This is a genomic window from Peribacillus sp. NJ4 (genome assembly GCF_030348345.1).
Lineage (GTDB): Bacteria > Bacillota > Bacilli > Bacillales > DSM-1321 > Peribacillus.
In genome coordinates, this window is the sequence record NZ_JAUCFQ010000001.1 from 3,617,412 (window position 1) to 3,639,004 (window position 21,593).

Annotated in this window: 21 protein-coding genes and 3 pseudogenes; 8 read left to right on the plus strand and 16 right to left on the minus strand. The window is 36.9% G+C overall.

Translation table 11 applies throughout. From position 1 onward, the window contains the following. Positions 1 to 20 precede the first annotated feature (20 nt). The 4 genes from QUF94_RS17995 to QUF94_RS18005 form a co-directional block, all read right to left on the minus strand. Positions 21 to 1,223 carry an IS110 family RNA-guided transposase gene (locus QUF94_RS17995; RefSeq protein ID WP_289314851.1) on the minus strand — a complete coding sequence of 401 codons (1,203 nt, stop codon included), beginning with the start codon at positions 1,221 to 1,223 and terminating at the stop codon, positions 21 to 23. 545 nt (positions 1,224 to 1,768) lie between these two features. Next, the gene (locus QUF94_RS28890; RefSeq protein WP_142398510.1) at positions 1,769 to 1,870 is read right to left on the minus strand and encodes an LPXTG cell wall anchor domain-containing protein; all 102 of its coding nucleotides are present in this window, start codon (positions 1,868 to 1,870) and stop codon (positions 1,769 to 1,771) included. A gap of 494 nt (positions 1,871 to 2,364) precedes the next feature. After that, positions 2,365 to 3,216, minus strand: a complete 852-nt coding sequence (locus tag QUF94_RS18000) for an aldo/keto reductase (RefSeq protein ID WP_289317045.1) — start codon at positions 3,214 to 3,216, stop codon at positions 2,365 to 2,367. Positions 3,217 to 3,242: 26 nt separating this feature from the next. Continuing rightward, positions 3,243 to 4,226, minus strand: coding sequence for an aldo/keto reductase (locus QUF94_RS18005; RefSeq protein WP_289317046.1), 984 nt, complete (start codon positions 4,224 to 4,226; stop codon positions 3,243 to 3,245). A gap of 487 nt (positions 4,227 to 4,713) precedes the next feature. Between QUF94_RS18005 and QUF94_RS18010 the strand changes: the two genes are divergently transcribed. Then, complete coding sequence (locus tag QUF94_RS18010) at positions 4,714 to 5,616, plus strand: AraC family transcriptional regulator (RefSeq protein ID WP_289317047.1); 903 nt, start codon at positions 4,714 to 4,716, stop codon at positions 5,614 to 5,616. 79 nt (positions 5,617 to 5,695) lie between these two features. Here QUF94_RS18010 and QUF94_RS18015 read toward each other — a convergent pair whose 3' ends face one another. The 3 genes and pseudogenes from QUF94_RS18015 to QUF94_RS18025 all read right to left on the minus strand — a co-directional run bounded on the left by QUF94_RS18015 (position 5,696) and on the right by QUF94_RS18025 (position 8,210). Further along, on the minus strand, positions 5,696 to 6,388 hold the full coding sequence (locus tag QUF94_RS18015; protein ID WP_289317048.1) for a DUF4405 domain-containing protein: 693 nt from the start codon (positions 6,386 to 6,388) through the stop codon (positions 5,696 to 5,698). 70 nt (positions 6,389 to 6,458) lie between these two features. Beyond that, positions 6,459 to 7,154: a cytochrome P460 family protein gene (locus tag QUF94_RS18020; RefSeq protein ID WP_289317049.1), complete on the minus strand. Its 696-nt coding sequence runs from the start codon at positions 7,152 to 7,154 to the stop codon at positions 6,459 to 6,461. Between the two features lie 627 nt (positions 7,155 to 7,781). Beyond that, a pseudogene (locus QUF94_RS18025) lies at positions 7,782 to 8,210 on the minus strand (GrpB family protein). Positions 8,211 to 8,437: 227 nt separating this feature from the next. On the opposite strand from QUF94_RS18025, the gene QUF94_RS18030 reads away from it, so the two are divergent. Further along, positions 8,438 to 8,755, plus strand: coding sequence for a dihydrofolate reductase family protein (locus QUF94_RS18030; protein WP_353957817.1), 318 nt, complete (start codon positions 8,438 to 8,440; stop codon positions 8,753 to 8,755). A 244-nt stretch (positions 8,756 to 8,999) separates the two neighbouring features. On the opposite strand, the gene QUF94_RS18035 is transcribed toward QUF94_RS18030, so the two are convergent. From QUF94_RS18035 to QUF94_RS18070, 7 genes are all read right to left on the minus strand, one after another. Further along, positions 9,000 to 9,389 (minus strand): SRPBCC family protein, encoded by a 390-nt coding sequence (locus QUF94_RS18035; RefSeq protein ID WP_289317050.1) that lies wholly within the window; start codon positions 9,387 to 9,389, stop codon positions 9,000 to 9,002. 3 nt (positions 9,390 to 9,392) lie between these two features. Further along, positions 9,393 to 9,716, minus strand: coding sequence for an ArsR/SmtB family transcription factor (locus QUF94_RS18040; RefSeq protein ID WP_289317051.1), 324 nt, complete (start codon positions 9,714 to 9,716; stop codon positions 9,393 to 9,395). A gap of 129 nt (positions 9,717 to 9,845) precedes the next feature. Then, complete coding sequence (locus QUF94_RS18045; protein WP_289317052.1) at positions 9,846 to 10,118, minus strand: hypothetical protein; 273 nt, start codon at positions 10,116 to 10,118, stop codon at positions 9,846 to 9,848. A gap of 1,183 nt (positions 10,119 to 11,301) precedes the next feature. After that, positions 11,302 to 11,532 carry a hypothetical protein gene (locus QUF94_RS18055; protein ID WP_289317053.1) on the minus strand — a complete coding sequence of 77 codons (231 nt, stop codon included), beginning with the start codon at positions 11,530 to 11,532 and terminating at the stop codon, positions 11,302 to 11,304. 15 nt (positions 11,533 to 11,547) lie between these two features. Continuing rightward, positions 11,548 to 12,258 carry a hypothetical protein gene (locus QUF94_RS18060; RefSeq protein WP_289317054.1) on the minus strand — a complete coding sequence of 237 codons (711 nt, stop codon included), beginning with the start codon at positions 12,256 to 12,258 and terminating at the stop codon, positions 11,548 to 11,550. A gap of 1,519 nt (positions 12,259 to 13,777) precedes the next feature. After that, positions 13,778 to 13,993: a hypothetical protein gene (locus tag QUF94_RS18065; RefSeq protein WP_289317055.1), complete on the minus strand. Its 216-nt coding sequence runs from the start codon at positions 13,991 to 13,993 to the stop codon at positions 13,778 to 13,780. Between the two features lie 97 nt (positions 13,994 to 14,090). Then, complete coding sequence (locus QUF94_RS18070) at positions 14,091 to 14,285, minus strand: hypothetical protein (RefSeq protein ID WP_289317056.1); 195 nt, start codon at positions 14,283 to 14,285, stop codon at positions 14,091 to 14,093. Positions 14,286 to 14,379: 94 nt separating this feature from the next. On the opposite strand from QUF94_RS18070, the pseudogene QUF94_RS18075 reads away from it, so the two are divergent. Both QUF94_RS18075 and QUF94_RS18080 read left to right on the plus strand, forming a co-directional pair. After that, positions 14,380 to 14,600 (plus strand): annotated as a pseudogene (locus QUF94_RS18075) (tyrosine-type recombinase/integrase); the annotation flags it as partial. A gap of 512 nt (positions 14,601 to 15,112) precedes the next feature. Beyond that, entirely contained in the window at positions 15,113 to 15,958 is an 846-nt protein-coding gene (locus QUF94_RS18080; RefSeq protein WP_289317057.1) for a helix-turn-helix domain-containing protein, read from the plus strand. A 65-nt stretch (positions 15,959 to 16,023) separates the two neighbouring features. On the opposite strand, the gene QUF94_RS18085 is transcribed toward QUF94_RS18080, so the two are convergent. Continuing rightward, a complete protein-coding gene (locus QUF94_RS18085) occupies positions 16,024 to 17,496 on the minus strand; it encodes a flavin monoamine oxidase family protein (protein WP_289317058.1) in 1,473 nt (490 codons plus the stop codon). Between the two features lie 636 nt (positions 17,497 to 18,132). Here QUF94_RS18085 and QUF94_RS18090 point away from each other — a divergent pair. The 4 genes and pseudogenes from QUF94_RS18090 to QUF94_RS29120 form a co-directional block, all read left to right on the plus strand. Then, complete coding sequence (locus tag QUF94_RS18090) at positions 18,133 to 19,239, plus strand: spore germination protein (RefSeq protein WP_289317059.1); 1,107 nt, start codon at positions 18,133 to 18,135, stop codon at positions 19,237 to 19,239. After that, complete coding sequence (locus QUF94_RS18095) at positions 19,223 to 19,426, plus strand: hypothetical protein (protein WP_289317060.1); 204 nt, start codon at positions 19,223 to 19,225, stop codon at positions 19,424 to 19,426. The genes QUF94_RS18090 and QUF94_RS18095 overlap by 17 nt, the downstream gene beginning before the upstream one ends. Positions 19,427 to 19,448: 22 nt before the next feature. Then, positions 19,449 to 19,853 (plus strand): hypothetical protein, encoded by a 405-nt coding sequence (locus QUF94_RS18100; RefSeq protein WP_289317061.1) that lies wholly within the window; start codon positions 19,449 to 19,451, stop codon positions 19,851 to 19,853. A gap of 163 nt (positions 19,854 to 20,016) precedes the next feature. Then, positions 20,017 to 20,142 (plus strand): annotated as a pseudogene (locus tag QUF94_RS29120) (site-specific integrase); the annotation flags it as partial. 113 nt (positions 20,143 to 20,255) lie between these two features. On the opposite strand, the gene glnA reads toward QUF94_RS29120, so the two are convergent. Beyond that, complete coding sequence (gene glnA / locus QUF94_RS18105; protein ID WP_289317062.1) at positions 20,256 to 21,590, minus strand: type I glutamate--ammonia ligase; 1,335 nt, start codon at positions 21,588 to 21,590, stop codon at positions 20,256 to 20,258. Positions 21,591 to 21,593 lie beyond the last annotated feature (3 nt).

Sequence of the window (21,593 nt, forward strand, 5' to 3'; positions counted from 1 at the left end):
CTGTTTCACAAAACCGTTAATCAGGCTAAATCTAGGAATGCTTCTTTTCTCTTTAATAAAGCGTAAATCCAATGAAGAAGTTTATTCATACAGGCAACGATCGCCACTTTGGCTGGCTTTCCTTCTGATTTTTTCTTATCAATGAAAGCTTTAAGCTTTTTGTTTCTTGAACTCCTTATGCCGCATAGCACGGCAAGATACAGGGAATGACGTAGTCTGCTCGAACCTCTTTTAGTAATACGATTAATGGTTGCCGTATACTTACCCGATGAGTGAACACTTGGATCTATTCCAGCGAAGGCAACCAGTCTTTTCGGATGATTAAACCGATCGATTTCACCAATTTCAGAAATAATTGTGGCTGCGATTTTTTCTCCGATACCTGGAATCGATTGGATGATCTTATATTCCTCAATTTCATTTGCCAGGGCCACTATACGATCTTCCAAATCAGAGAGGTGTCCCTGGTAATGAAAAAGCAACTCAATATACATACGAAGATTGATTACGTGACTTTGATACACATTTTTTTGGTATGGATTTCGAGATGCGGAGTCCATTATTTTTTTGGCTTTTTTCCATGCCCATTGACCCGATCGGCTAGGACAGAACTCTATAACACTCTCTGCTAGTTTACTTTCCCCGGCTGTTAACACCACCTCTGAAGTGGGATATTCCTTTAATATCAATAAAGAAACCCTTGAATATAGATCCCCAAAAACCTTCCGGTATTCAGGAAACACTTGATCTAAAATGGTGTGAAACTGAAGTTTAGCTTCCACATACATATTCGTTACGATTTCCTGTTGTCTGGACAAATTCCGAAGGTCTAATAGCTGAATTCCTCTAATTTTATGAGGTTCAAAATCCTCTTTGTAATACAGCACACACAACTGGTACGCATCGATAGCGTCTGTTTTTACCTTCCGTAAACTGGTCTTCTTTGCCTGATAAGAAATAATCGGATTTAGTAAGATATATAGAATCCCTTGTTCCTCCAAGTATTGAATAACAGGAGTATGGTAATGCCCTGTAGATTCTAAAATGACCATAGGCATCTGCCCTGTCACCTCTTCAATCTCTTTTAAAAAGTCTAAAAAATGATCTAATTCCTCTTTGATGTGCTTCATTGAAAAGCTCTTCCCATACGGTTTAGATTGATCTAAAAATGCCTGAACTTGACTCTCTCCTTTTGCCACATCCAGACCAACAACTGGATTCATTGTTTTTCCCTCCTCTACATACTTACCAGTACCCCTAGTCCTCCATGTAGTGTCATAGCTTCGCTTGTTATACGAGATCTACGTCCCAACCAGCCTCAAACATGTTTCTACAAATAGGGGGCGGACTGTTTAGTTCACGGGATCAAGTCCCACGCACCCGTACGTCCTACCCTGGCTACTGATATAATAGATTCTATTAAAAAAAGGTCAACCAGTAAAAACTGGCTAACCTTATAATACTAACGCACCCGTTAGTTTAAGTGTATTAAATCACAAACTTAGCTGGTTTTGTTTAATAAGAGAGATGTGCTCATTGAATAAGAAAAAGGCTTTACTCTTTATTGAAGTAAAGCCACACGTTGAACAAGTAAATTAGATTAGTACATAAATCAAAACTATAATTCCTATTAACATAACAAAAAGGGCACTACCCATTATTTATTAAAGATTTCCATAAATTCTTTTTCTCATTCTCATTAATTCTCATACAAAACCTCTTCCATTTTACTATTTTTTAATGAAGTTTACTTGAATTAGAAATTTAATTAGCTTTTCTTGGTCTTCTTAAAAAATAAATAACCAAAAACACCTAAAATTAATGCTATACCTCCGAAAACAATAACTTGATATATAATATCCCCTAACATAACCTGTTCCTCCTATTCTAAAAAAACATTTCCCTAAATATATATACGAGATTTTTCCTAAAAAGGTTTCAACTGGTAGTTTGATTCTAAAAGTCTTATTAAACTAAACTGCCCCGTTAGTTCATTAAGAAGTAGGAATTTACTATTTCCTTTTTCATATTTTGAAAGGAGTAGATATCATTAACCACTTTAATAATTCCCCGTTCTTGGATAAAATTGCACTTCCGTTTGGGATTGCATTATTGATATTACTGAGTAGTTAAGAAGGTTAAGCTTATGTTTTAAAACAAGGTTTTGTTAATCATTATTGACTTTTAAACAAACAAAAGAGACCACTTATTGTGGTCTTCCTTTATGCCCAATGGAACCAAGCACCTGTTAGTTTAAGTACTGTCATTTACAAACTACAACCCCTATCCTAATGTTTTAACGAAGAAATGCCGAAGTTCCTAAAAGGAATCGACTATTTCTTCACTTCATTTTGGAAGAGAGCGTTAAATATCAAGTTTACGGGTACTAATCAATTTCACAATTTCAGGATCGTTATGAGAAAAGAACAAGCTTTTTTTCGTATCTAACGTAGCAATCTTCTCCATATCTTCTTGGCCTAATTCGAAGTCAAAGATTTTGAAGTTTTCGATGATTCTTTCCTTACGAACAGACTTTGGAATCGCAACGACTCCTCTTTGTGTCAACCAACGTAAAATCACCTGTGCAACAGTTTTATTATATTTTTCGGCTATGGACACTAATATTTCGTTCTGGAACATGTTATTTTTTCCTTCAGCAAATGGACCCCACGACTCTACCTGAACATTGTTCTCTTTCATATGTTTCGCACTTTCTATTTGTTGATTAAAAACATGAGTTTCAACCTGGTTTACGGCAGGAATTACTTCATTGTGGACAATCAAATCCACTAGACGGTCCATTTGGAAGTTACTAACTCCAATTGCTCTAATTTTTCCTTCACTGTACAACTCCTCCATTGCACGCCAAGAACCAAATACGTCCCCAAATGGCTGATGGATTAAATACAAATCCAAATAATCCAATTGTAGTCTTTTCAGTGATTTTGTGAATGCGTTCTTTGTACTTTCATAACCTGCATCCTGAACCCATAGTTTTGTAGTAATAAACAATTCCTCTCTTGGCACACCACTCCGCTTGATTGCTCTGCCGACTGCTTCTTCATTCAGATAAGAGGCAGCAGTATCGATAAGACGATAGCCTGCCATAATAGCGTCATAAACGCTTTGTTCACATTCATTTTCATCTTGTATTTGAAAAACCCCAAAACCTAGTATAGGCATCTCAACACCATTGTTCAAAATTACTTTCTGCATATGAAATCCTCCTGTTTTCATTTTCTTTATTTACCTACTCTGTTTGCGTATTCTGCCGGATAGCGATCTCCCGAAATCTCGATCTTCGAGAGCGCATTGTTCAAATCATTCAATTCCTCATGGGTCAGCTCAACATCAGCTGCCCCATGATTTTCTTCGAGGCGCTCCAATTTCCGCGTACCGGGAATCGGAACAATCCATTGCTTCTGAGCAAGTACCCATGCTAATGCGATTTGAGCGGGCGTTGCATCTTTTCCTACAGCAATCTTCTTTATCAGTTCGACCAATACCTGATTTGCTTCGATATTTTCAGGTTTGAAGCGAGGGACAATGCTGCGGAAATCGGAACTACCGAACGTTGCATCCTTATTAATTTTCCCAGTAAGGAATCCCTTACCCAACGGACTGAAAGGAACAAAGCCGATTCCAAGCTCTTCAAGGGTAGGCAGTAGTTCATCTTCAGGACTTCTCCACATCATTGAGTATTCACTTTGAATGGCAGTGAGTGGATAAATCGAGTGTGCACGACGAATCGTTTTAACCCCTGCTTCAGAAAGTCCCCAATGCTTTATCTTACCTTCCTTGATTAGGTCTTGCATTACTCCGGCTACCTCCTCAATCGGAACACTTGGGTCCACCCGATGCTGATAGTAAAGATCAATAGTGTCAACCTTAAGCCGTTTAAGCGAGCCTTCGATTGATTTCCTAATACGCTCCGGCTTACTGTCAAGCACCTGCTTGCCATTTACCATTTGGATACCAAATTTAGTCGCGATATTCACTATTCCCTTGAAAGGAGCAAGCGCTTCTCCTACCAACTCCTCATTTACATATGGACCATATACTTCGGCAGTATCGAAAAAAGTAACACCTCGGTCAACTGCCTCATGAATCATGGAAATCATATCTTTCTTGTCCGAAGCAGGACCGTAACCATGGCTCATGCCCATGCATCCAAGTCCTATAGTAGAAACTTCTAAGTCACTTTTTCCTAATTTACGTTTTTGCATTACTTATATTCCCCCCTCTTTTATAATTGTCACTTTGCTGTTATATTTTATCCGCAACCGATGCGGAGTTAAGTTCACATTGGTGGCATTAAGAAAATCTCATTGGGTTATCCATAAAGCTAGAAAAGATCAATCATGCTGCGACCGCAGCAGCACCAACAGAATTGCAGTATTGACGAGCCGCCCACAGAAGCAGCTACTTTGTCTAAAATACCTGAAATGACAAATTGAGATGTACCAACTTAAAAACTGAAAGGAGTTAACATATATATTTTCAGGTATTCAGGGTGCGCTTCAACTCCTTTATCTATATTGCGGAAATATTAATATTAAAAAGAACTTTGACTCCCTTATTATGCAATAAATAAATAAGAAAGCCTTATAGCATTCCTACCAAATCATTGCCTAATCCTCTCACTTCACTTACACTCCAGAGGAATATGTATTAGAATGGAGCTAGAAAGAATAAGGAAACAAGGAGGTTTATATGTCTGAACAAATCTATAAACAGCGGGCTGATCTCACCCAACTCATAGAGAGTCACACTGGCAAGGACGGGTCTCATCCGACTGCCATTCCTTCTTTATTTTTCTCTCGTTTCTCTAATGTTACCGGTCCAAATTACGGAGTTTACAAGCCTTCCTTATGCATTATCGTTCAAGGTAAGAAGGAGGTATTACTGGCACAGGAGCGCTATGTATACGGTCCAGCCGATTACCTTGTTGCCTCTGTTAACTTGCCAATTACCGGAATAGTCACAGAAGCCTCTTCAGAAAATCCATATTTGGCACTGAAACTCGAATTTACACCAAATCAAATCTTGGAGGTTTTACAGGATTCTCAACTTGCTGTTAACCAGAAAGAACATGCTAAAAGAGGCATGTATGTAAGTCAAATAGAAATAGCTCTGTTGGACGCGGTAACCAGATTATCTCATTTGCTAAACAATCCTAATGATATACCCGTACTCGCACCTCTTATCACGAAGGAAATCATCTATAGGGTTTTACAAGGGCAGCATGGTTTTACTCTGGGGCAAATTGCGTTAGAAGGAAGTTCCACCTATCAAATCGGCGGCGTTGTCGACCATATCATGAATAACTATGACCAGTCTTTTCGGATTGAAGACCTTGCGGAAATTGCAAATATGAGCGTTTCATCGCTTCATAGACACTTTAAAGAGGTAACAGCGATGAGTCCCATTCAGTTCCAAAAACAACTGAGGCTACAGGAAGCCCGTCGTCTATTATTATCCGAGTCAACAGATGCCACTGAAGCAGCATTCCGCGTAGGCTACGAAAGCCCATCCCAATTCAGCCGTGAATATTCCCGCTTGTTCGGATTACCACCAAAAGAAGATATTAACCGCCTGAAGGGAAAATATGCATAAAAAAGTGCGTTAATCCGCTTATGGATTATTGCACTTTTTTATAATGAAGATTTGCCTTGATTAAACTTTTTCCAATATTCTATTTGATATTCCTCTCTTTTAAACCTGTATCCTGCTTCTGAACAAATTTCAGAACATAATGAGTCCCGCTGATATATATTCCCATGATAGCTAGATGATCTATTAAAAATCCCATGGAGGAATCATCAAGGTTCCAACCAAATGGATTATATATGGTTAACTTGTAAAGCATCTCTCTCTCGAAAGAAGCCTGAACCCCATAAACGACAATCAACACCGCTATGACACGAAATGCAATGGCGCGGATACGGCTGGTGCTTTTAATTCCCGTCATCTTTCGTACTGAATTGATAATTGTTGTCCAGGACATCCCAATATGCACAGCCATGAAGATAAATCCCCAATATGAAGTCATAACATGTATCTGCAATAGAACCATGTCATTGTTTATAGGAATAAAAGGTATTATGTCACGAGATATGGGCACAGCACTTATCATGACTACAGCCATAGATACAAGAAAAAGTAGATTGACCACTATGCTTAGAATGCGTCGTACATTGTGCTTTCCCTTAAAAATCGTCTTATACCATCGTCGATTTAAAATATTGTGGGTAATAAACAATAAACACAATAATGCTCCTACCAGTTCATGTATTGTATTTCCGGTAATCTGGTAAGCCATTGCAACTAACATCAGAACTGTCATAGAAAGATCAATGACCAGCCTGATTAACATATTTGGATTCAAGAATTTCTCCTCTTTCTAATTTATTTATACCTGGGTCGGTTTTCCGTCGATGCTAAATCCCTATGTCTTATTATTTAAAATGAACCATTAAAAGAACCTTCTGGATGATTCCCGCTTTTTCTGCTTCCATTAAGCTGTTTCCATGCGATATATCCTGAGAGTCCTCCAATTTATCGTCTACCGCTTTTACCTCCCAGTGTTCGGTGGGAATACCTGCAGTCCGTGATGCTGTACTGCCATCCTTTGACCCAGTAAATTCCCCAAGGTCAAAACTTTTCATTTCATCCCTCGTGTTCACGAAGTCATCCCGTTCCTGGTTCGCGTGACAAGTAAAGCATCGACCGATTTCTTCCTTGTAATCCACCGACTTGTCTCCATTGAATTCCTGGTATAGCCAATCTCCATTACGCATCTCAGTTGGGTTCTCATCAGCCCAGCCAGCTCGCTTTTCCATCACGAAAATTTCACCAAGCTCTTCATCCCTATAGATTTCGAGAGTGATTATGGTGCCGTCAGGGATTGGCTGCCCATTCTGCACCGCTTCTATCGCTTCCCGGCTCGTGTAGAGTTCCTCTCTGACATTTCCCCGATGCACAGTCGTATAGTTTACACCCTTATCGTAGTTCTCAGGGAATTCAACCAGTTCACGATTAGATTCTGATTGTTGTTCCTGTTGGGAAATACCATTTCTGTCATTATTGCCGTTGCAAGCTGAAAGAGTGATGGTCATGACCAAAGCCAGGGATATTAATAATCGTTTTTCCATCTTTTCCCTCCTAGATTCGTTCCAAATTATTACTATACAAAACTCGTAATCGTCCTCCCTGGCTATCCCTATCAAGTTCAATCCCCAGTATTTCACTGTATATATGCTTGTTTCTTCGAGGAATGCTGAATAGCCAGAATCAGAATAATTACCAAAACTCCAGCTTACAGTTAACTTGTAATTTGAATTAAATATGGCATTAGCCACATAAACACTATTTTGCTAACGAGGGAAAAAACGGAGTTGTATTATTCATACCGAATAAAAAAGTAATGTATAAATGTAGAGGTATCCTCATTATGCTACAGATGACAAAGCGACCGCTGTCCTATTTCTCTTAAATCAGTGCCTAATCCTCTTACGTTTCTAACTAAATTGAAATTGACATTTCCTTTTTATGTAAGAACCAAAAAGCGGATCAGTTAAGATTTCTTTTAAATAACCAAAAAGAGTCAATAAGAGGGATCAGCATTTGTATTTTACTCATAGGTATTCAGGGCTTAAAATATAGATTGGAAAATGAACATAAACTAACCTTCCCGATAGTTGCATAAAGAAAAAGAGCTGCCTAAAAGACAGCTCTAATCTTCAGCTAACGTACCCGTTAGTTGAGTTACCAAAATACTATTATTTTTTTATACTTTCTAAGATGGACTTAACAAAATTGGTTTTATCATCTGCATATTTATGTTTATTATTTTTATTAACCGTTGATAATATCTGTTTCAGCTTTTAATATTGTATTCTTGCTGTTTCGTTATTTCTCAAATAATCTCTAAAATCCAATTGTTCAAGTAAATATTTATTTCCACTTTGATACATATGAATTTGGTGTGTTCTTGGTTCACCTTTATTAAAGTAGTATCTATCTGGTAATAGATTTGTCCCTTTATATAAGTATCCAAGTGTTTCTAATGCCGTAACACACTTTTCACCATCTTGAAATTCCTTAACTTCAAGTGCAATATCAATAATTGGCTTTGCACTTAAATGTTTTATTGCTGTACTCCCAATATGGTGAACAGCTAAAATATTCTGACCAATTACCTCTTGAATCCTTTCTTTCTATAATAAAAATTCCTTTTCCCAATTATTTGTCCATGGAACTAAAAACACCTCACCTTTTGGTAATCCAAGCATTTTATTGCCTCCATAACTTAATCATTTTTCACCGTTTATTCACTCTATTTTATAACACCATTACAACTTGTGAATATTTTCTTATTCAACTATCCTGCCCGGATAGTTGCATAAAGAAAAAGCTGCCTTAAAAGACAGCTCCGATCTTAAGCTTACGCACCCGTGGAAAAGAACAACTGGATTTTACTGTAGTAGTGGAAAAGCTTAAACATTTATTCTCAATTGATCGACTACTCTTAGAAGGCGGCGGAGTTTTAAATGGCACCTTCTTGAATGAAGGTTTAATTGATGAATTGAGCTTGATTATAGCCCCAATTGCAGATGGCTCTACTAATTCTTTGACATTGTTTGAAACAAGTCCTCATCTAAAAAAACAGCCTCCAGTCAATTTCTTTTTGAAAGAAATCGAGAAACTGGATGATGGTGGGCTATGGTTGAAGTATGTAACAAAAAATAAATAATCATTACAGAAAGTTAATAGAAGGAATAAACCGATAATAGACACTAGGTTCGTACAATTAGCACTTATACTAGGAGAAACCATTTGGTTAGGCTTTGTTGAGGATGAATGGTGTAATTAATTAAACATAAAATAGCTGTCGACTTTGTCGACAGCCCTGAGAATACGGCTCATTCCTATACTGATCCGTTTGCTTTTGCCTATTTTTAGCTAAGCTAAACTAAAAAAAATAGGTTCCGAGGTTCTTACATTTCCCCTAATACTTTTTTAAGTTCTTCAGTCATATTCGCCCAACCATATTTTGCACCATTGAACGCTTGATCTTCTTTTTCGAATCCAGTTTGTTCAAGGTGTAAGGAGGTTATTCCATCCTCTTGCTTCAATGTCCATGTGACTGTAGTGTTTATCGGGCCACCTACCCAAGTGTAAGATAACTTATAAGGCTCATCCACTACCAACACTTCACAATCTACAATTAAATTCCACTGCTCATTTCGGAATTGACATTTATGTCCTACGATTGGTTTAAAGTTATTTTCCATTATCCATTTTGCAAGAGTATCCGAATCTGTTAATGCGTTCCACACTGTATTGATTGAACTTGTAAACTGAAAATCTAATGATAAATCTGTCATTATTCATTCCTCCGATAATAAATTTTTTAAAAATGCCACTTTTCCCTTCCAAAACTCCTCGTAAAAGGATACCCAATCTTTAATTTCCTGTAGGGGAGCTGCAATTAGCCGATACCTTGTTTCTCTACCGACTTTCCGGTCAGCAACTAGACCAGCTTCTTTAAGGATAGCCAAATGTTTAGAAACAGCGGTACGCCCCATTTGAAATTGTGCGGTTAATTCGTGAAGAGGTAACTCTCCTGCATCTGCCAACAAACGTAGCAATTTACGTCTTGTTGGATCAGCAATGGCTACATAAACATCACGCTCTTGATTTTTCTCGCTCAAAATCCCCCCCCCTTTATAAATCGGACACCAATTGGTGTCCTTATTATAAGACACCAATTGGTGTCATGTCAATTTTCATTATTGACATAAGGACATTAGTTTTATTCACTTATCATCAAGTATACTTTTTCAACTAACCTCCCCCTTTAGTTCCATAAGACTTATTGTAGAGGTGACATATACTGTGACAAAAAAAGAAGATTGAATTAATCCTCCCTCAATAGCTTCAATGATTTTTCCATCTTTACCAGTTTCAACAGAAACACCTACTTGAATGTCCTCTCCCGCTTCGACCTTCCACGTTTCCCTATTCTTTATAATTACATAGACTGCTTCGCCATTTTTAATCGCTCCTGTTGCTAAAAAGTCAGGGACTTCGCCTTCTGAAAGTGTTAAATTCATGTCTTGTTGAATATTTGTTTGGCTTGTTTCTAGTTTATTGATAATTTGACCATAAGTTAGAGCTATATCTTTGTTGTATTTACAGAAGCAAAGATTGGGCTAAATAAACTAGTTGTTAATGCAACAGAAACAGTAAAAGCACTATTGGGGGTTTCTTTTCTTCCACTTCTAAGAATAAATACTTATGAAAGATTGTCTATTTCTAGTACGATTTCCCTCCTTTCATCAAGCACTTTAAACTTTTCTTGTATTAAAATAGTTTTATTTTGCTCCCTTCTTTCTCAAAAATAAAAAGCCATCCCCTTATTGAGATGACTTGCTAAAAATTATTTTCTTTTCATTTGTAATTTAAGAATCATCTTTCAAGAAAAGGCACTCCCGTGATGTTTCTTTGATAGGAACTAATTTTCCATAATCGACCAACTGTTTAATATTTTGCCTTGTACAGCCTACTTCCTTAGTGGTTACGATATCTTTTTCAATAAACTGTTTAAGCTCTTTAATATTATTGAAATAGGACTTTTAGTCATTCATCTTTCCACATCCTCCACTTTAGGTATAAATAAATATCGTAATCCCGTAATCCCTATTAAGGACAGACATAACTATAGTCAAATTCTCCATCCAGTATGTGTTCTTCAAATTAATGGTATAGAGATTAAAAACAAGCAATCCAATAATCATTAATAAAAACCAATTACTTCCTGTTTTTTGCACAGATTTTAAGAAAGACCCAGATTGGACAGCTGCTATTGCGGCTTACGTGTGGATTCAGCAGATTATAATTAACAATGCAACTAGTTTTGTATAGATCATGTGACTTACAATGATGAAAATGATATTACGGAGTTATTTAATAAGGTTCATCCTATAATTTAGGTTGAGATACACAACTTGTTACTAAAATTTTTAAAAATGAATTCATGTTAATATATGAGTTGATTACATTTGTAAAGAAAGGACTGTTTTGTATGACAAAACGAGTACTGATGAGAGGGAAAATTGGATAAGAAAAATATATTATTCTTTTGAACAGTGTAGGTATTACTAATAGGGAAATAAAAGGAAAGGAAAAACAAAGCAAGACAACTATCAAAGTATGTCAGGGGAATGTAAAAAGTCATACAAACCTCGGAAGCCGATTTATACGTCTGGAGTCTTGTATCGAGAAAAGCTTATTTAACTAGAATTTTTTATCAATATCACTATTCATGAAACATATTAACAATATAATATTAACAAATATTACACCTGCCAAAGAAAAAATCCCTTGTAATAAATATCTAATATTATAAAAAGCTTCCGTTCTATCTTCTTTATCCAATGGATAGATTGATTCTAGTAGACTAGGAATTTGCAAACTTCCAATAATTATAACTAGCATAAAAATTATAATTATATGTTTTTTTTTCATTTAAACTTCCATCCTTTATTTATAGGTATATACTTTTTTAAAAGCTACGCCATAAGCTTTTTTTGCCGTGCCTGTTCCTTGTTTAGACCAACTAAAGGAATTCCATGGCATTTTATATACATCATATAGTTTAGTTTTATATACAGGATATGCTGTGAATTTTAAAGATTTAACACTTTTCCCATTTACTTTACTTGGAACTTTAAAAGTACCGGAAATTGCTACAGATGTAGTACCCGTAACACTCCACCCTATAGATCCTGATAGCGCAGCATTACTAGCACCAAAATTCGCACTAACTGTGGTGGCTACTGATTTTGTCTGCTTAATTACCAATACTACTCCTGGACCACCAATAGAAGTGGCAAGACCGCTAGATCCTGTTACATCAGGCCCTCCTCGTACATTTTGAACTTTATATTGATTAATTATAGCACGTGCTTTTGTATTAGTGTCCTTTTCGATATCAATATTCTCTTCTAATAATGACTCATCAAGAACAATTAACTCCTCTACATTTGGATTACTTAGATACTCATTAATGATGGTGAATTGTTCACTAACTGTCATGGTATCATCTACGGTCAAAACTGTACTTGCTACATTGTTGTCATTATAAATTGATTCATTTTTCTCTTGAGCATCTCCCACACGCGGTAAGATTCCTCCAGCTAACAAAACAACCGATAATAGCATTATCATAATCCTTGATAAATTCTTAAACATTTCGGCCCCCCTTTTTTTAGTACATATGTATTACGTTCCTGGATTTTTATGATACATATGTAATATTATTTTAACTTTTTATGGTACATATGTAATACTATACTAAGTATACAAAAAGGGAAAGAGTTAAATGAGAAATGATAGAGCACTTTCTGTGTGGAAGAATAATATATTTCTTTCAACTTGGATATCATTCATTCTAATAAAAATGCCCATACGCAGTTTAAGAGAATGGGCATTTTAGCGTGATGGATTTTTTTAACGCTTAAAATTACAGTAAATTAATTTATCCTCAAACAATTCAGAAATAGTAGCTTTTCCAGCTTTCATATTTATAGAAATCCCTCGTGCCTTCTGAAAATTACATAAAGCAGACTCGGTACCTTTTCCGAAGAAACAATCCAGCGTAAAGTGCAGTAGAATCCATGTAAGATTGCCTTTAAACCTTTTAGACTGTGACAATGGCAAATCTAGTCTCAGGTCCCCAATTTCCATACACAACTAACTTTTTCACTGTAAATCCATTCAAACAACGCAGATATCTATGCTCATATGTCAAAGGAACTCGAAGAAAAAAGTGTGGACGAATAATCAAAATACATGGATTATGCCCAATTAATTATGAAATAGTTTAAAATGTGGTCAGCCAGCCCGCTCCCTTTCATTTTAGAAAAAATAAAAAAAGCCTTGGCAACTGAGAAACTCAGTAATACCAAGGCTTTAAAGCTATAAATACATTGACATATATTGTTCGCGTTCCCATGGGTGAACTTGTGTACGGAACATACTTCTTAGCATAAACAGGCATCATAAAACATCACAAATGCTTGTTTGACAGTTTTTTCGAAAATTGATTCAGCATGAACAAGAGTAAAAAATCATAATTAATCGGGCAGTTTTTTAGTGTGTACTATCTATCTTTAAGTTTGTTAGTTTCTCTGGCTTCTTAACAGGTTTCTTCTTCTCATCACGGCTCATCATTTTCACCCCAATAAAAAAAGCACCCAAATTAATGGATGCCTACTTTTTAATCTTATTAATGTTATCTTGTAAAATTTGTTGATTTTTTTCGATGTTTCTTTAACTTTTGCTAATGGATCGAATGAACTTAAATTTAGCAGCTTATCCTTGTCAAAGTTCAATCCTTCAGGACCAACTATATCAACTATATCTTTTAACTTCTCTTTATCTACAGGAACTTGCTGTTTTATTTGTTTAATAAATCAATTAGTTCTTGTTTGTTCTCTGCTGAAAGTTGATGCCCACTTTCTAACCATTCCTTAACTAATTTAAACATTCCGTGAGGTTGTAAACTTATCTTTTCATCTCAGCCTTGTTCCATGCTAATATCCATTTTTCCATTAATCTCCACTTTGTAAAAATCAGAAGGTGCGTTGTAATAGTTTGCAAAGTCCTCTTGATTCCAACTCATAATATCATCTCCCTTTGCCTACCTAATTCGACAAAAAGGACTTTTCTGCAAATAAAAAGCACCCAAATTAATGGATGCCTTCTCCTTTTATTCACTACTCTTGACGTCTTTTATTAAATCATCTCTAAATGACTTTGCATCTCTTTCAAAAACTTTTTCAAACCTTTTTTCATACTCTTCGTAGGTTATTTGACCTTTTTCAGTTAGTAATTCTACCATAGCTTTAACCCTCACTCTACTCGACACTAATTCGTTTGTCATATTGGACAATAAAATACCGATTTTCTCATAATCATCATTCATTCTGTCATCCCCTTCGTTTAACCAATACGTAACCAATACGACAAAAGGAGGCGTTTTCCTGCATATAAAAAGCACCCAAATGTATGGGTGCCCAAATTTAATTAAATTCATAGCGATTATCATATGTTCTTTCTAATTTGCTCAAAACGTAGTATTCCTTTTTTAATGTTTGCAACTGATTCTCCAACTCTGAATTTATGCCGTTTCCCATTTTCTCTATAATTTCTTTTTGGGCTTTTTTATTATCAAACATCTTTTTTAGCACTTTCGCATGTTCATCAAATATATCCACCTTTTCTCCCCCTTTAGTTTTCACACTATTTATATTCAACTAAAAGTCAAGGATTCCCATTTGTTTATTCACTCTAAGCTAGGCACATGCCAAAGCCTTTTCTCGGATACTAAAACGCGCCGTTATTCCAGAAATTCAATACATTGTTTACGTCATACCCACGCTTTCTTACTACTTGAATCTGGAGCCACAATGAAGTATATTCTTGAACGTTTAGGCCACGGAAGCGCTCAAATTACAGCCGATGTATATGCTCATATCTCTAAAAAAAGCGAGAAAGATACCATGAGTAAGTTTGAGGATTATTTAAATTGAGTCAGAGGGGTAAAAAAGGGGTGAACTTCCTATCTCTAATTCATATTAATTATTACCTCACAAATAAAAAACCCCTGACACCTGAGGTGCCAAGGGTTTGAAAGATTAATACATGGACATATATTGTTCGCGTTCCCATGGGTGAACTTGAGTGCGGAACATGTACTAACCGTTAATATAGTGTCAATCTTGCATAAAAACACCTATTTATAAGGGTTCCTTTGAATTTATCTATCAAAATAAATCATAATAACTCTAACATTATCGGGCATTTATCGGGTGATTTTCGGGCAGTATTTTAGTGTACTATTCACCTTTTTTATAAACAAAATAAAAGAGCACAGCGTGTTTAAGTCGTGTTGGTAGCACTTCTTAAACCGTCCGCCTACTCTCGATAGGCAAGCACTTGCTGTACCCTTAGATGTAGTTTATTACATTATGGGTTTCTTCGCAACGGTTTGCTAATCAATGGTGAATCGTTGCTTTTTTGTTTCCTAAAGGAGAACATATTAATGAAGAAACGTATCGATGTAATCGCAAATGAAGAAGCATATGTCAACTTATCATCATTCATAGAAAGAGAAGAAATGAATAAAACAGTACGTGTGTACAGAGACACTATTCGTATGTCTATTAAGCGTACAGATGTACAAGCCAGACTTATAGCATTACTAGAAGTTCTTAAACGTCATAGCTGCAAGCAAATTGGTGTGAGCTATATGTGTAAGAATACAATTGCAGATAAGCTTGAAGTATCTTATAAAACTGTTCAACGTTTAATGAAGAAACTTGAAGACCTTGGCATGATCCGCCAAGTACCCATGAAGAGAAAAAAGGATATGATGCAAACAGCCAATGCCCTTATTATTCAACCTGCGGAAGATGAAATGTCCGGCAAGCCCCCTGTGAAAGAGTCCAAGAAGTGTCCGGCCATTAAAACAACTACTTCTTTCTTAAAACAAAATATTAAAAACAATAAACGTAAAGCCGTTGCTCAATTCTCTCATGTGGATAATTCTCTAGAAACCTCTTTAAAACAAGCAAATTTTGTTGCTCATTGGGTTCCAGGTGTATTTAGTAACCTAGTTGGTTCATTCTACGAAAAAGCTGAAACTATTCAGGAGTTTTGGAAGGTAATTAAACAGTGTAATAGAGTGGTTGATTATTCTACTAACAAAAGAGCATTCACAGGTAAACAGGAAATAGAAATAGGCACCAAAGCATTCAAGGAATTTGTAATGAAGGTGAAGAGTGGAGTTAACATGCATAAAGGGCCATTTGCTTACTTTATTGGAATTGTGAACAAGCTTATGAACGTGCTTTACTTTGATGCAGAGTTTATGCAGAACTTTAATTGAGCATAAGAGGCAGTTAGTTGAATAAGAAATTTTTATAACTGTCCTAATTTATCTATTTTTCTATTTTACTTTGGCAAGTCATTCACTTCATACGCAACCCGTACTCCAGATTCAATCGCCCCTTGCATCCAACCGTGGGTAAGCGAAGTATGTTCACCGGCAAAGTGCACTCTTCCTTCAGGTATAGGCATATAAGGATACAACTCGGTTTCCTGACTCGGTTCAAAAGCAGTGAAAGCTCCAGAAGAATATTCATTATCGACCCAACTAAAGGAAGTTCCTGACACAAACTCAGAGTAGACTTGGTCTCCGTAAATTTCAGCTAAGTTCTTTAAAGCATATTGAATGCGTTTTTCGTTGGATAGACCGTTCCATGTTAAAGCCTCATCCGCCCATGTATAGCTTGCCAAAACCACAGCAGGTCCTTTTGTACCAATCCCCTGACTTGGGTAATAAGTGAATCGAATCGGAAGGTCAGTTATGGATTTACCACCATATTGATGGTGCCTTTCCCAAAACCTGCTTTTAAACTCGATTCCGATTTTTGTTGCGCTCATATAGTTTAGTTCACGAATCGCTCTCCGTTTATAATAGGAAAAAGAATGGTATGGTTCAACTTTCACAAATCGTAACACTGAAAAGGGGATGGTTATGATGGCAAGATCACCAGTTATGGTGGAATCCTCTAAGGTGTGCTGATGGGTGGAATGGATGGTTACTCTGTTGTTATGTTGGAGTATTTTCGTCATCCTTTGATTGAACATAATAACTTCTTTTAATTGCGGGAGAAATGCCCTTGGCAGCAGATCCATTCCACCGGTTATCTCATAGAAACGATTTGCTCCGAAGGACGCCTCTTCTCGCAAAACTTCAATAAATGACATCCCCATATATGCTTCTAAGTCAAGGAGTACACCAATCATATCAACCGCGCCATCTGAAAAAGTCGTTCCATATTTATAATGGTAAAAGTTTAAGAAAGTACCTAGTGAGTAGTTTTTAAATTCTTTTTCTACGAGATACCAATTTCTCGTTGGGTCTTGTTTAATAAAATCGAGAATTGGCTGTGTAGCTAATTTCACCAGCTCCTCTGCGCTTTTACCTCTTTCATTTGGGGCAACGGGAAAGTTTAGAATACCAGGAGAACGTTCAAAAATATTAAGACGTGTTTTGATTCCATTGAGATAAAGAATATCCATTGGAGTTCGGTTAATAAACAGGTTTAGGGTTAGCCCGAATTTTTTAATATACTCTAAGGTCAAAAAATGAACATCAGGAATACGCATTGGGCCTAGGTTAAAATAAAGCCCATTACTAAAGGGGGAGCGTATGGTATAGGCACGTCCACCTACCCTGTTGTTTGCTTCAAGGATTGTGACGTTGTGCCCGGCCTCCTGCAAAAGAGAAGCCGCAACCAGTCCTGCTAGTCCTGCGCCAACAATAGTAATATGTTTGGGAACTTGCGACTTTTTAAGACCATTTCTAATAATGCTAATCATTTGTTGAGTCGTTAATTGATAATTTATGTTATTAGGCATCTCTTATCCTCCAGTGAATAGATTTTTACATTGTATTCACTTGTATAGATGCATATGTGTTCCTACTATTTACGGATAAATAAAGGAAAGATAAATTCTACTTTTGTAGCTGGGGCACAAATAATATTATTAAATAAAGGAAAGGAGACCCCTCCATTCAGTGATAGGAAAAACTTCATAACACTTACACAGGCATACTTTCTACGTAGAAGTGCCTGGAGGATTTAGCGTTGAAGTTCTGTGTTAAACAAGGTACTTGGAGATAGATTTTAAACTAACAGGCGCCTTACTTTAATAAGGGAGGTTGCTGCGGCAACCTTTTTATTACGGAACTAACGAGGCAGGTTAGTTCAACAAGCGTAGTGTTTACGGACTGTGCTAATGGCTTGCTCTTTTACATAGTCTTTAATTATAAAAGCCATAATAATAACATGATGAAAAGCTTAAAATACATAGCGATATTAATTTGGATTAATTATTTGGGCTGCAGTAACTTTTACTGGTGTTTACATTGATTTTTTTGACAAATAAAAAGGGACATTGCCACTTATGATGATGAAGCGTCGTTCGAAGATGATGCATACGAAAGATTCCACACGTAAAGAATAGCTCCTTATGAAAGGAAGTGAACCAGCGATGATAATCAGTCCCAAAGACCGCATTACGACTTCGCAAGCAGCAGTTATCGTTATCACTTTTATACTTGGAACAGGAATTCTCACCTTGCCCCGAACATCTGTGGAGAAGGTAAAAACACCAGATGTATGGATAACCGTTTTTTTAGGTGGTTTGATTGCAATGCTGGCAGGAGTTATCATCGTCAAATTAGGTCAACAGTTTCCTGAAAAAACCTTTTATCAATATAGCCAAGAAATAGTAGGAAAATGGGGGGGATGGTTACTTAGTCTCCTCCTTGTGGGTTATTTTATTACACTTTGTGGGTATCAGGCCCGTGCATTGGCAGACGTAACAAGCGTGTTTTTGCTGGAAGGCACCCCCCAATGGGCCATCATCCTGCCATTTATGTGGATAGGTCTCTATTTTATCAGAGGTGGTATCAATCCGATGGCACGTCTGTTTGAAATTATATTCCCTATTACAGTCATCATTTTTTTTCTGGTTACCTTACTGAGCTTTAAAATATTTGAGCTGAATAATCTACGCCCGGTACTAGGATTGGGAATTAAACCGGTACTAAAGGGAATAGAGACAACTTCTTTCTCGATTACAGGTTTTGAAATCATGTTTCTCCTTGTGGCGTTTATGAAACAGCCAAATAAAGCCGTAAAAGCAGTCCTGGTTGGAATAGGCATTCCCTTGATCTTTTACTTGATGACAGTCGTGATGGTCATAGGAGGGTTATCCGTCGATGGAGTGGTAACGAGAACATGGCCGACAATGGACCTCATACGTAGTTTTGAAATAACCGGTTTGGTATTTGAACGGTATGATTCTTTGTTGCTCACGATATGGATTATGCAAATATTTACTAGCTTTACCATTGGTTACTATGCTGCTGCTTTGGGGCTGGCTCAACTCTTCAAAAAGAACATTTATTCATTTATGTATGGCTTGCTTCCTGTTATATACATCGTTTCCATGATCCCGAAAAATGTTAATGACGTATTTAATCTGGGGGATATGATCGGAAAAGTCGCGTTGTTTTTGATAGGTATAATGCCTCTTCTGCTACTCATTATCTCGAGATTGAAGGGGGGGGAAAAGCATGCTGCCCAGTCGTAACAATGTACGGTTTCTCTCGATTTCGCTGCTAGTTCTTTTGTTTCTGTCTCTTACGGGATACTGGAGCAGTCATGAAATTGAAGATATGAACTTGATCGTAGGTGCGGCAATAGATATAGGAGAAGAATCAACAGATAGAGGCGAATATAAAAAGCACTCCCCTAACATTAACCTGGCAAATTATTAATCCAAAAGCAGTGGAAGTCCCCTTGGAGAAGCTACGGATCCCTTTCCATCCATTTCGAAGTGTAGAAACCCCAAGGGGATTCGCTATTTTCCAAAACCACGGTTACAAAGGTTTATACGGTGGAATGATAAAAACAGACATTCACCGAAATAAGGGTCTAAAAAAATCCCAACAAATTTTAGATTATATGGGCAGTACTGAATTAGCAGCTAATCTTTTTAGAGCAACACAAACAGAAGAGAAACTTAAACGTGATAAAGTTCAAGGCCAGGGTAGAGCAAATAAAACCCATTATGAAGTTGGGAAAAAGGTCAGGAGTACCATTGCAGAATTAGGAGGAACAATGCCTGAAGATTTGCCTTTTGCAGAGAGTATCAAAAAGGTAGAAAAACAACTACAGAAACAGGCACCAAAGCAAATTAAATGAACTAAAATAATAGAGTCCCTCTCAAAAGAGAAGGGCTTTTTATATTAATCCTCTACAATTACACCAATAATCTCATCAAACTGAATTTTTTCAAAGGAACTATCCTTCTTCTGAATACATAACTCTTTCGTGACAGGATGTATGTACACACAATGTCCGTATAATTCAAGAGCGTTTAGGACATGGCAGTATGCAAATCACAGCAGATGTATACTCACATATTAGTAAAAAAATTGAACATGACACAATGGATAAATTTGAGGAGCATATGAAAAATGTCCTTGAATAATTTTTTTTAGTTTTTCCGGGCATTTATCGGGCAGTTGATAACTTCCTAAGATTTTATGAAAGAATGCCCAAATAAAAAACCCCTGACACCAGAGGTGTCAAGGGTTTGAGATATTAATACATTGACATATATTGTTCGCGTTCCCATGGGTGAACTTGTGTACGGAACATATCCCACTCGATTTCTTTTGCTTCGATGAAGTGTTCAAGTAAGTGTTCGCCTAATGCTTCTTTGATTACTTCATCAGATTTTAATGTTTCCAATGCAGCATATAAAGTAGCTGGTAGATCAACGATGCCTACTTCTTCACGTTCTTCTTTATTCATAACATAGATGTTGCGGTCTACTGGAGCTGGAGGAGTCAAGTCGTTTTTGATACCGTCAAGACCAGCTTTTAGCAGAACAGCAAGTGCCAAGTATGGGTTTGCTGCTGGATCGACACTACGTACCTCTACGCGAGTACTCACTCCACGTGAAGCTGGGATACGAATTAATGGGCTGCGGTTTTTAGCGGACCATGCAACATAACAAGGAGCTTCGTAACCAGGAACTAGACGTTTGTATGAGTTAACAGTTGGGTTTGTTACCGCTGTGAAGCTTGGAGCATGCTTAATGATACCAGCGATGAATTGCTCAGCTGTTTTACTTAATTCCAATTTTCCTTCTTTGTCATAAAATGCATTTTGGTTTCCTTTGAATAGAGAAACGTTACAGTGCATACCAGATCCATTAACACCGAACAATGGTTTTGGCATGAATGTTGCGTGTAAACCATGTTTACGGGCAATCGTCTTAACAACCAATTTAAATGTTTGGATGTTATCACAAGCTGAGATTGCATCTGCGTATTTAAAGTCAATTTCATGTTGTCCTGGAGCTACTTCATGGTGGGAAGCTTCGATTTCAAATCCCATTTCTTCAAGCTCAAGCACGATATCACGACGGCAGTTTTCTCCTAGGTCAGTAGGTGCAAGGTCAAAGTATCCGCCTTTATCGTTCAATTCTAGAGTAGGCTCTCCTGCTGCATCCAGTTTGAATAAGAAGAATTCAGGCTCAGGTCCAAGATTGAAATCTGTGAAGCCCATTTCTCTTGCTTCTCCAAGAACGCGTTTTAGGTTAGCACGGGGATCCCCATCAAAAGGTGTTCCATCCGTATTGTAGATATCACAGATCAAACGTGCAACTTTACCTTTTTCCGAAGTCCAAGGGAAGATAACCCATGTATTTAAATCAGGATATAGGTACATATCAGACTCTTCGATACGGACGAAGCCTTCAATGGAAGATCCATCAAACATCATTTTATTATCAAGTGCTTTTTCTAATTGACTGACTGGGATTTCAACGTTTTTTATCGTCCCTAAAATGTCAGTAAACTGTAAACGGATGTACTTAACATTTTCTTCTTTCGCTAAACGAGTGATGTCTTCACGTGTGAACTTTGCCAATTT

Excerpts from the sequence above, each read along its gene's own strand:
- QUF94_RS17995 (WP_289314851.1), bottom strand. The coding sequence starts at position 1,223 with ATGAATCCAGTTGTTGGTCTGGATGTGGCAAAAGGAGAGAGTCAAGTT.
- QUF94_RS28890 (WP_142398510.1), bottom strand. The coding sequence starts at position 1,870 with ATGTTAGGGGATATTATATATCAAGTTATTGTTTTCGGAGGTATAGCA.
- QUF94_RS18000 (WP_289317045.1), bottom strand. The coding sequence starts at position 3,216 with ATGCAGAAAGTAATTTTGAACAATGGTGTTGAGATGCCTATACTAGGT.
- QUF94_RS18005 (WP_289317046.1), bottom strand. The coding sequence starts at position 4,226 with ATGCAAAAACGTAAATTAGGAAAAAGTGACTTAGAAGTTTCTACTATA.
- QUF94_RS18010 (WP_289317047.1), top strand. The coding sequence starts at position 4,714 with ATGTCTGAACAAATCTATAAACAGCGGGCTGATCTCACCCAACTCATA.
- QUF94_RS18020 (WP_289317049.1), bottom strand. The coding sequence starts at position 7,154 with ATGGAAAAACGATTATTAATATCCCTGGCTTTGGTCATGACCATCACT.
- QUF94_RS18035 (WP_289317050.1), bottom strand. The coding sequence starts at position 9,389 with ATGACAGATTTATCATTAGATTTTCAGTTTACAAGTTCAATCAATACA.
- QUF94_RS18045 (WP_289317052.1), bottom strand. The coding sequence starts at position 10,118 with ATGAATTTAACACTTTCAGAAGGCGAAGTCCCTGACTTTTTAGCAACA.
- QUF94_RS18055 (WP_289317053.1), bottom strand. The coding sequence starts at position 11,532 with ATGAAAAAAAAACATATAATTATAATTTTTATGCTAGTTATAATTATT.
- QUF94_RS18060 (WP_289317054.1), bottom strand. The coding sequence starts at position 12,258 with ATGTTTAAGAATTTATCAAGGATTATGATAATGCTATTATCGGTTGTT.
- QUF94_RS18065 (WP_289317055.1), bottom strand. The coding sequence starts at position 13,993 with ATGAATGATGATTATGAGAAAATCGGTATTTTATTGTCCAATATGACA.
- QUF94_RS18080 (WP_289317057.1), top strand. The coding sequence starts at position 15,113 with ATGAAGAAACGTATCGATGTAATCGCAAATGAAGAAGCATATGTCAAC.
- QUF94_RS18085 (WP_289317058.1), bottom strand. The coding sequence starts at position 17,496 with ATGCCTAATAACATAAATTATCAATTAACGACTCAACAAATGATTAGC.
- QUF94_RS18090 (WP_289317059.1), top strand. The coding sequence starts at position 18,133 with ATGATAATCAGTCCCAAAGACCGCATTACGACTTCGCAAGCAGCAGTT.
- QUF94_RS18095 (WP_289317060.1), top strand. The coding sequence starts at position 19,223 with ATGCTGCCCAGTCGTAACAATGTACGGTTTCTCTCGATTTCGCTGCTA.